5 protein-coding genes are annotated in these 10,031 nt (G+C 43.0%); 3 read left to right on the forward strand and 2 right to left on the reverse strand.

The window, feature by feature from the left end:
- Nucleotides 1-112: 112 nt before the first annotated feature.
- Nucleotides 113-3,415, reverse strand: coding sequence for a VanZ family protein (locus tag Q7V32_RS08265; RefSeq protein ID WP_304896504.1), 3,303 nt, complete (start codon nucleotides 3,413-3,415; stop codon nucleotides 113-115).
- Between the two features lie 137 nt (nucleotides 3,416-3,552).
- Nucleotides 3,553-3,987, reverse strand: coding sequence for a hypothetical protein (locus tag Q7V32_RS08270; RefSeq protein WP_304896505.1), 435 nt, complete (start codon nucleotides 3,985-3,987; stop codon nucleotides 3,553-3,555).
- 396 nt (nucleotides 3,988-4,383) lie between these two features.
- On the opposite strand from Q7V32_RS08270, the gene Q7V32_RS08275 reads away from it, so the two are divergent.
- The 3 genes from Q7V32_RS08275 to Q7V32_RS08285 are packed head-to-tail and all read left to right on the forward strand — an operon-like array spanning nucleotide 4,384 to nucleotide 9,886.
- Entirely contained in the window at nucleotides 4,384-4,722 is a 339-nt protein-coding gene (locus Q7V32_RS08275) for an STAS domain-containing protein (RefSeq protein WP_304896506.1), read from the forward strand.
- Between the two features lie 8 nt (nucleotides 4,723-4,730).
- On the forward strand, nucleotides 4,731-5,168 hold the full coding sequence (locus tag Q7V32_RS08280) for an ATP-binding protein (protein WP_304896507.1): 438 nt from the start codon (nucleotides 4,731-4,733) through the stop codon (nucleotides 5,166-5,168).
- 17 nt (nucleotides 5,169-5,185) lie between these two features.
- Nucleotides 5,186-9,886: an NAD-glutamate dehydrogenase domain-containing protein gene (locus Q7V32_RS08285; protein WP_304896509.1), complete on the forward strand. Its 4,701-nt coding sequence runs from the start codon at nucleotides 5,186-5,188 to the stop codon at nucleotides 9,884-9,886.
- Nucleotides 9,887-10,031: the final 145 nt, after the last annotated feature.

A 10,031-nucleotide genomic window follows, 5' to 3' on the forward strand; every position in this document is an offset into this window, starting at 1 on the left:
TTAGGATGTGTGCCCAAAAGCTAAATGTGTAGCCTGGATAAATTGGAGCGTAATTCGGGATAGCCCGTATTACATTTCTATTCATACGGGCTACTTACTTTTATCGCTGGTATTAAGCTTTATAAGCAGTTTCCATTTTTGCCCAAGTTCTAGGTCTGCGCAGTAAAGCAAAGAAAAGCATTAGAAAGAACAATAATGTCAATCGGGGGGCGTCAAAAGGACTGTCTACAAAGCCTACCACCATGAAGCCGGTAAACGATGACAATAAAATTGCGGCAAAAACATTCTGTCTTGATAATTGCTGGTAGCATTTATAGATTGCGTTGATAAATAACAAAATAAATGCGCAAACACCCAGCCAACCTTGATCAAATATTAAATGGACCCAAAAGTTAAAGATATGCCAAGGATTATGTTTTTCGGCAGCAAAGAACCAGAAATCTCTCCCCTCGTTGAAATCGCCATTGGCTAATATATTAGTTTCTGACGGATTCAGTAGCTGGATATTATCAACATCCAACAGTTTTCCCCGGCCATTACCGTTGTAAAAAGTCAACTTTACCGGACGTTTCAGTAAACCTGCTGCAACCGGCTCTCCAACATCATTGCTGTTAATGACCTGTTCGAAATGCTCCCAATCACTGTGCTTACTTTTTGTTATAACGGTGCTGCAACGAAATGAATATTGAACTGATTTTTCACAAAGCGAGCTGGATAAGGACATGTTCTGGTTTTCGCTACGTAAATCGAAAACCAGACGGTAGGGCGTATGGGGCTCGATACTCAGGTATTGACCCAAAAACAACGAGTCGCCGCCACGTAAGCGTAAATAGTTATTACTGTTTTCGTTAGCAATTTCATAGGTGGCAGGATGAGTGTTCTCAGTGTTTAACCAAAAGAAAGTCCTGGGGTAGCTGCCCAAGCCCATGCCAAATAGCAAGGTTGGTATATCATCATTTCTTATAGCCAGTGCATCTTGCCAATGGTAAGTGCGGCTTTCACGATCTTGGTCGACAACGCTGAACCGATGTTGAATCATATCGCCTTGTAATACAGGCCATGCTACTAAAACGCCGATTGCCGAAAGGCCCAATATCAATATCGGCTTTTTACTGACACGTAATTGATTTTTAAAACAGATCAAGAGCGCAATCAATAAAACCGAAAATCCAAAGACAAAACCGATGTAACCTCCTCGCGAAAAGGTCACTAGCAGTGTGTATAGCCCAATAGTAAATAGAGCGATACCGGATAGAATTCTAACCAGATTTTGCCTTGTATTAACAAACAATAACGTGATAAACGGCAGGCTCAACATTAGATAGGATTCAATATGACCGCCACCTGCATGCATACTTGAGAATAACGCGTTGATTCGATAGTCGCTGCTAAAATCGAATAAACCAACAAACACTATGCGTTCGAAAATGGCAAACACCGATACACCCGTTAAACCCAATAGCATGCCGTAACCAAAGTATTGGGGAGCAAGCCGATAGCGTCTGACGGCAAGTTGTAATAAAGGTAAAAGCAACAAGCTCCAAATGAAGCCTTTACCTACACGCAAACTGTTATATTGGCTGTAATAATTGTTGAACGCATTGGCATTCAGTTCTGGCAAAGGCAATAAGCCTCTTAATAAACTAACACTGTATAAAACAGCGAACACTATCAGTAATAAAGTGGCCGGAATCGACAGCAGTGATCTTTGATTCCATTTAGGCTTTTGCCAAAAATAAAACGCCAAAGTAGCCAGAATGACCAAATCGAACTCATCAAAGAAAAATCGTCCTGTCCATGGCGCAAAATCCATAATGGGTAATAATGCCGGGATAACAATCAGCCACGCGAAAGGAAAAAAAATCAAAAGCGCTGTGTAGGCGATCAAAAAAAGCCCTAGTCCGGGTGCAGCAATGGGGTAATCCAACAAGGCGGCAACCAGGATGGTCCATAGTATGACCGAAACGATACGCCATCTTTTATCGGTCTCCTCAGTAGGCAGTTCAGAATTAATGCTATTTTCGGTGGTTTGAGCCTCGACCTGAATTTGGTTACTGTGACTGTCGACAGCTTGAGTTTGATAGAAAGATGTTTTCCGGGTTTTAAGCCAGTTCACTAAATGGCTTAAGAATAGATAACATCCGGATGCCGCGGCAAAGGCAAGCCAAATATCGCTCGGGTCTGCATGTTTATTGACTAAAAATAATTTTCCTGTTTCGATCAACAAGGCAAACAATGCCGCAAGAAGACCTGCGTAAAACCAATGCAGTGATTGAAGTTTATTTTCTTCTTGATTGGATTTAAAAAATTTTACCCAACACAATATGCCGACAGGTAAATACATTCCCAGATTGCTGAGCAAGCTAACTAAAGCAACACCTTCAGACGTGTAGTAAAAATAATACAGCGGTAAAAAACGAGTTTCGGTTAGCTCTTCTAATGCCTGTTCAAGTGATAACCATTCAGCTGAAATCCAGCCGTTGATTGATAGCACCAAGACAACATAAGGCGGCACGATAAACCAAATAACCTTCTTTAGCTGATGCATCAACTCGTCGAAATCGAGTTGTTTTGCCTGGGTAAAAATCACCGCACCCAACCCCATGCCGATCATTCGAGTAACAACTGATAGGCCTTGTCCTGAACCGGATAATAAAAAGACCTGCGCTGATTCAATAGCTAAACCTAAGAAAAAACCAAATAGCAAAGTGATGGTCAGGCGGTGGGTTAAATAGGGTAAATAGCAGAACAGGATTCCCAAAGGCAATATCACCAGCATTTCTACCAGTAATTTAACGCCGCAACGAACGGGTTCCCTACTGCATGAATCAAAGGAAATAAAAAGGGCATCATTGCTGTTCGCTAATTTAGTATTTAATTCTGCAAAAGATACGACAAAGTCAAAAGGGAAGAGACTGAGCGATATATAAACCAGCAAATAAAAGATAATGGCCGCTTGCGCTGAAAATAAATTATTACGGCCTATATTGCGGTACAGGTTAGTAAAATAGTCACCCAAAAAAAGCCAGCTTGCTATGCCGATAACTGTTCCCAGGGTTTCGGCGATTAAATCGTTTAATGAAACAGTGCGCGGAGGGAAAAAAAGCTGAGTAAATTCGACAGCAATGGCTAGGGCAACACAAAATATAAAGACAAAAATCGCGATTAAAAGACGTGTCAGACGAGAATTGATATGGCCAAAACTGGAACAGGCGCCATAGGCGAGTGGTATATAAAGCAAGATGTTAGCGATCCAGTCGGCTCTGGACTCTGCGCCTAAATTCAGAAAACGAATATTCTTGAATTGATTGATTGCTGTCTCTAAAGGCAAGTCCTTCGCATCAAGAGGGACAAGACTGCCATAAATGACAAAGACTAAATACAACGCCGTTGCGAAGAAAAAAGTGCGATTCATTGAGAAATGGGAAGGCTATTGTCTGAAATCTGCAAAAACATTCTTTATTTATGGAATTGCCGGAAATTAAAAACCCCTTGGTAAAATAATTTGTACACAAGGGGTTTGTAGTAAAGGTCACTTTTTAATTAAGAGTATTACGGGCAACCAGCTCCTGTTCCAGATTTGAGAGTGCCTGACGCTACAAGAGTACTCCCTTTACAAAAATCATAGTTCGACCCTCCTGCAGAATAAACCTGATATGTATGGGCCGCCGGAGTGCCAAAAGCAGTATAAGTATAAGTTACTGCTGCATTATTTCCATTAGATGCTGACCAAGTACCCAGTTGTTTTCTTGGATCTACTGCATCACCGGTTCCAAGTTTGTAATCCCATAATTGACCGTTAGCTAGATGTTCTTCCTGCGATTCCCAACCACCGCCTGATTTAGCGACACAGATAGTATTGCCTGAAAGTAAGCTATTTAATGTGTTACCTCCATTCACTCGGTTCGTTGTGCAATCTGCCATGGCTTCTCCAGTCATGCTGATCGAATATAACAGCACACTGGCATAAAAAATTGGTTTTATCATCGTATTTCCTCGTTTGTTTGAAAACAAAATCGGCCTGATTCTAGCAAAAACAACTTGATAACAATAGTGGCTTTTGTTATGGGCCTAAAAACAAGGATTAGATTGCCGAACCGTTTGAATTATTAAGAGTCGATGAGTTTACTTGGGAGACCTTTACAATATAACTTGTAGAATGTTTATACTTTGTACTTATGACACAAAAATATTTACTTTAAATTTTAAAAATAGCTGTAACACTGGGAACGTTAAGAGTTTAATGATAAAAAAATACTATCCAGGCGGATCGTCATAATTTGACTGATCAAGTATCTTCTGTTGGGAACTTTAAGAAACAATGAAATAAAAAGTTGAAAAATAAAATGCTTAAACAACTTTAAATTAACCAAATAATCGCCTATGAATCTGACACAACATGAAATAAATGGTTACTGTATTGTCCAAATCAATGAGGAACGTGTTGACGCGCATAATTCCGGAGAATTGAAAGAACGGATTCTGGATTTGATCGAACAAGGCAATTTGAACATTATCGTGCAATTGGACCAGGTCAAATTTGTCGACAGTTCGGGCTTAGGTGCTTTACTGGCTGGATACAAACAGGCTTCAGCTAAAGCGGGAAAACTTGCGTTAGCCAACATGCAGCAACAGGTGTTGTCCATGTTTGAGTTGACTCGCCTGAACCGGGTTTTTGAAATTTATAATGATGTTGACGAAGTTTTTGCAGGTGAATCCTAGGAGTTGCTATGGACAATACAGATATTCAGGTTGATGTAATTATTCCGACACAAACCAAATATCTGGATTTGATCGGCAGCATCGGCGAGCGAATTGGCAAGGAAATAGATAACTATACCGGTGATAAAAAAGCCTTGGCTTATCAGCTCAATCTGGTTCTGACAGAGGCGACTACCAACGCGATTAAACACTCAGCTGGAGGCAGGTCTCCGGTTAAAGGTGAGGATAAAGTCAGAATCACGATCAATATCCAGGACGACATACTTGAAATCAAAGTTTACGACCATGGTCAGGGCTTTGATCTTGAGAATGTTCCCATTCCTGATTTTGATCACCCTCAGGAAGGTGGCATGGGCATTTACTTTATAAGAACGTTAATGGATTCGGTTAGTTATAAGCGACTGGATGAAGTCAATGTTCTGGAAATAAGAAAAAAACTCAGATAAGGAGAGCGACTTTGAAAGTGCGTCTAACCGCCGGGCAAACGAGTTTAAAATCAGCTCGTCAAAAACAAAAAATCCAGTCCATTTGTGCACTCCACAATCATGAGCTCAACACCGTCAAGCGATGTATCTTGAATCGGTTGACTCAATTGTTGTTGACTGGGGACAACTTTCTTTTCTTGCTACCCGTTCCGCTATCTGCGTCGATTATCGATCAATTAGCGGATTTTTTGACTGATAAATCAGGTGGATATCTATTCAGAGCGCTGAGTCTTCCAGGAGAAGCTCAGGAAATTATTGCAATTGTCAGTGCCCATTCAGAGCATATAGTTGAATCAATCACGGCTTTGCAAAGCAGCCGGAAATTACCCTTAGAACTGCTTCTTTACCGGGTGCTCAATGTAGAGCGTGATGAACAGCAGATCCTGAGTGTTGATGTGAAATCCATATCCGGACTTCACGAATTGATCATGCTGATAAAAATAGATACAACCGACGCATCATTGCGCACAACCATCGCTCAGCGTATCAAAGCTATTCTTGAATGGTCGGCTCAATGGGAAGAAAACCGTCCGGAGCTTCAGGATAAACTCGCAAAAGTGATAGGTCTTGACGCGTTCGCCGACTACCAGCCGCTACTAAAATGGTTTAAACAGGGCGCATTTAAATTGCTTGAAGCGATGGAGCTGACGCCTGATTCAGATTTGGCGCCGATATTTCCTCATTTTTGCCCGGTTGATAAAGATCCCAATGAAGAACAATTATTTCTAAAACACTTAAAGCATCTTTTAGCGCGCTCAACTCCCTTTGTGATCGATTATCTGCCTGCCGGATGCTCTTTCATGAGCCCCTCATCGCTGGTATACGTGGGGTTAAGGACCGAGAATAAAGAAGGCGGGTGGATAGAGCATGCATTTTGGGGCGAACTGGATGCCAATGAGCTTAATAGTCTGACTTGCAAAGTCCCCTTTTTAGCCCAAAAATTTGCTTTGGCTTTAAAACAGGCGGGTATTGAAGAAAACAGTTATGAATTTAATCAGTTCAAGGATATTTTTAATGTTTTTCCGGTAATTGAGAGTTTTTTACTCCAGCAACCTCAGCTTTATTTGTTGATCGAATCGTTAAAAAGTTACATTTGCCGGTCTGAAAGTGTTAAGAGTCTGATACTCGCCAGCCCTGATGCCGATCGCATTTCGTTGCTCATCATTATTCCCAATCAGTTATACCGTCAGAATATCGAACAAGACGTTGAACGCAAGCTTTCAGGTTTGCTGAATTGCCGTATAAAAAAATCGTCCCATACCCAGACTTGTGGACGATTTATCGGTTTGCATACGATGTTACAGCCGACTATTCAGGTCATCGATATTGATGTTGACCGTTTGGACAAAGAATTAAACAAAGCGATAAGGCCCTGGCAAGCATCATTCAGGCAGTTGGTTGAAAGAACCTTTGGCGCCAGAGAAGGGGCGACATTATGGCAAAAATACCAGACTGTTTTTCCTTTGTCCTACCAAATGTTGATGCCGCCTCGGTTTGCGGTCAAGGACATGATGTCCATAGAAACCTGTGTCAAAACAGGGGGTCAAGCCGTCAATTTACTGAGTCCCTGTCACGCCCGACATGACTACCGGCTGCACTTTTATAGCCGTCACGAACACTATCTGGACGAATACATTCCGGTATTAAAGCATTTGGGGCTGAGAGTAAAAGATCAGGTTCAGTTTGTTTTTCACATTCAGGACACTCCGGTCTTTATTAAAAGCTTTACGATTCTTGCCGCTAAAACCCAGATTGAAAGCTTCAGTAAGCTTAAACATCGTCTTTTGGAGGCAATCAATGCGATTTCGCTTGGGAAGGCAGATAATGACTCTTTAAACAGTTTACTGGTTTTGACCGGTATGTCCTGGCAGCAAATCGATGTTCTCAGGGCCTATCGTAATTACTTTCTGCAACTGGGCCATCCTACTACCATGGCCAGTTTCAATCATGCGCTGACGCATCATCCACTGGTTGCCAAAAATCTGTTTGCCTATTTTGACGCTCGTTTTAATCCGGAACTGGAAGGTGATGATCCTCTGGCCCGCGAAGAGCAGAGGCTGTTCCCCTTAAAACTGCAGTTACTCGAAAACATGGCCGCAGTGACTGACGCTAATGACGATAAGGTGTTGCGGACTTTATTCAATCTGATTGATGCGACGGTGCGAAGTAATTTCCATGTCCGTCAACACCGTGATGACTTTTTTGTGGCATTCAAAATTAACAGCTTGGGCATTATTGATTTACCTGCACCCAAACCGCAGAACGAAATTTATGTCCATGCGGCGACCATGGAAGGGATTCATTTGAGAGGCGGTAAGATTTCAAGAGGCGGCATTCGCTGGTCGGATCGGCCTGATGATTTCAGAACTGAAATTTTGGGGTTGATGCAAACTCAAATGAGCAAGAATGCCTTGATTATTCCTAAAGGTGCCAAAGGCGGCTTTATCGTTAAATCAAGAAGTATTGGCGAAGACTTTAAAGCGGCCGTCAAACAGGCTTATGTGACTTTAATGGAGGGCTTGCTTGATCTGACCGACAATTATATCGGTGAGGAAGCCCACACTTTGCCGGGTATTGTTCGTTACGATGATATTGACCCTTATCTTGTCGTCGCGGCTGATAAAGGGACGGCTCAATTTTCTGATTTGGCCAATTCCGTTTCCTTACGTTACCGGTTCTGGCTGAGTGATGCCTTTGCCAGCGGAGGTTCCAGCGGCTACAACCATAAATCTCTGGGCATCACTGCTCGTGGCGCCTGGGAATGTGTCAAACGGCATTTCCGGGAAATCAATAAAGACATACAAAATGAGCCCTTCTCGGTTGTCGGCGTAGGCAGCATGGATGGTGATGTGTTTGGAAACGGGATGTTGCAATCCAGACAGATCCGGCTGTTGGCGGCCATCAGCGGTCAGCATATTTTTGTTGATCCGGATCCGGTCAATCTAGAGCAGGCCTATATCGAACGGCAACGGCTGTTTGAATTGCCGGGGTCCAGTTGGAACGATTATAACCGTGATCTGATCTCTGAAGGCGGCGGGGTTTTTTCACGGCAAGCGAAAGATATTCCGATTTCACCGGAACTGCGTAAATGGTTAGGAATACGCTATAAAACGCTGGATGGCGCGAGTTTAATCCGTTTCCTGCTTTCGGCTCCGGTCGAATTGTTGTGGCTGGGCGGCATTGGAACTTATGTCAAGTCAACTTCAGAAAAAAATGAGGAGGTGGGCGATAGAAATAACGATGAGGTGCGTATAGATGCCGCACAGTTGAAGGCTCGTGTAGTTGGTGAAGGTGCCAATTTGGGCTTCACCCAAAAAGCGCGGATTGAATATGCCTTGGCCGGTGGTCACATCAATACCGATGCCATCGATAATTCAGCTGGAGTGGATACCTCGGATCATGAAGTCAATTTAAAAATCCTGTTGACCGGACTGCAAAAGAAACAGGTGATTAAGGACTATCAGCAGGAATTTGAAGCGCTGACAGATGACGTCTGCAAAAGCGTGCTGGCTGACAATTACCGGCAAAGTTTGTGTATATCGCTGGAGCGGCTTCGAATTAAATTTTACAGTGCCGACTCATTTTTGAGCCTGGCCGCAAGATTGGAAGGTGCCGGATACCTGGATCGGCTGGTCGAGGCCTTTCCTTTGAATAAAGAGGTAATGGCCCGGACCGATCAGGCCATTACCCGACCGGAACTGGCTGTTTTAATGGCGGCAGGTAAAATGATGCTGACTCAGGAGATCATGGACGAGTCCGCTCACATTGCCTTGCCGGAGTTCGATCAGTATCTGCAGTCTTATTTTCCTGATCCGATCGTTTTGAATTATGGCGATTATTTGGCCGGACATCCTCTGGCTCAAGCTATAAAAGCCACTGTTATCAGTAATAAAATCATCAATCAGGCAGGCAGTACCTTTTTAAACTGGCATATTGATCGATGCCGCCTGATCGAAAGCGTTACCGCCTATCTGACGTTTGAACAGGTGCTTGAGGCGGATTATCTTCGAGACCAAATCTATCAACTCGATAACCGCGTTTCGGCCGATGATCAATACAGTTTGCTGTTGAAATTGGAAAACGCACTGGCACAATTGAGCCAATGGTCACTGATCAATAATCAGAAAGTAGTACCCGATAAGACCCTTATCACATCCTATAAACTCAGTTTTCAGGCTTATTTACGAAAGTTGAATGAATCCGGCAAATGTGACACAGAGACTGATCAATTTGTGCAGGGCGGAATACCCGAAAGTCTGGCTCAACGGTGCGTAGCCATGTCTTATATGAATGATTTTCCGTTGATTGTTTATCTGATGAACCAAACGAAAAGCGATTTTGAAACAGTCTATCGGGTTTTAAACGAGTCAATGACGCTGCTTGAAATTGACAAGCTTATGCAACGGCTGGATGCCATGATTTTACAGGACTATTGGGAGAGGAAAGCCGCCGATGACTTGCGTGTGGAACTTAAGCAAATGCTGGCTCAATTGGCTCAAAAGGCATTGGAAACCGGTCACGCAAATCCTGGCAGGTTGTTGAATGATGCTGTCTATAAAAATAACTTCACCCGTTATCAGCGGATTTTTAAGGAAGTGTGTCAAACCAGCAGCAACAGTTTGCTGCCGCTGTTGAGTTTGATTAAAGCGTTACGGACCTTGGTGTTGCCGGTGTTGTAAGCATCGTAACTACTCGCCCGCTTGAAATAGAAGGTGTAGGTGATTGATTGAAAAGGCTTCTGCAACAGGGATGTTGCAGAGAGCTACAAGGATGTATTCATGCGTCCTTTGAAATCAAGCACCTACACCCAATAAAATAGGAAGG

The sequence above is a fragment of the Methylicorpusculum sp. genome (assembly GCF_030651835.1).
Taxonomy (GTDB): Bacteria; Pseudomonadota; Gammaproteobacteria; order Methylococcales; family Methylomonadaceae; genus Methylicorpusculum.